Origin of the sequence: Mesorhizobium sp. WSM4935 (assembly GCF_029625735.1) — a bacterium.
Classification (GTDB): domain Bacteria; phylum Pseudomonadota; class Alphaproteobacteria; order Rhizobiales; family Rhizobiaceae; genus Mesorhizobium.
On record NZ_JARTVR010000049.1, the window covers coordinates 1 to 578 of the forward strand.

The window sequence follows — 578 nt, forward strand, 5'->3', positions numbered from 1 at the left end:
GCGGCGGTGATCACCGGCAGCAGCACGGCGGAGCTGACCGAGACCGACGCGGCGCAAAGCACCGGCGGCAAGCTCGACGCCACCGACGTGGACAGCCCGGCCGACTTCGTGACGCAGACCGACGCCGCCGGCAGCAACGGCTACGGCAAGTTCTCGATCGCGGCCGACGGCACCTGGACCTACACCATGAACAGCGCCCACAACGAGTTTGTGGGCGGCCAGGACTACACCGACAGCATCACGGTGACGACCGCGGACGGCACCAGCAAGGTGCTCACCGTCACCATGCACGGCACCAACGATGCGGCGGTGATCACCGGCAGCAGCACGGCGGAGCTGACCGAGACCGACGCGGCGCAAAGCACCGGCGGCAAGCTCGACGCCACCGACGTGGACAGCCCGGCCGACTTCGTGACGCAGACCGACGCCGCCGGCAGCAACGGCTACGGCAAGTTCTCGATCGCGGCCGACGGCACCTGGACCTACACCATGAACGGCGCCCACAACGAGTTCGTGGGCGGCCAGGACTACACCGACAGCATCACGGTGGCGACCGCGGACGGCACCAGCAAGGTGCT

At 68.9% G+C, this 578-nt stretch carries 1 protein-coding gene; it reads left to right on the top strand.

Annotated elements, in window-relative coordinates:
* Positions 1-578: VCBS domain-containing protein (locus P9273_RS32045; RefSeq protein WP_278052570.1), on the top strand; the 578-nt coding region annotated here is incomplete at both ends.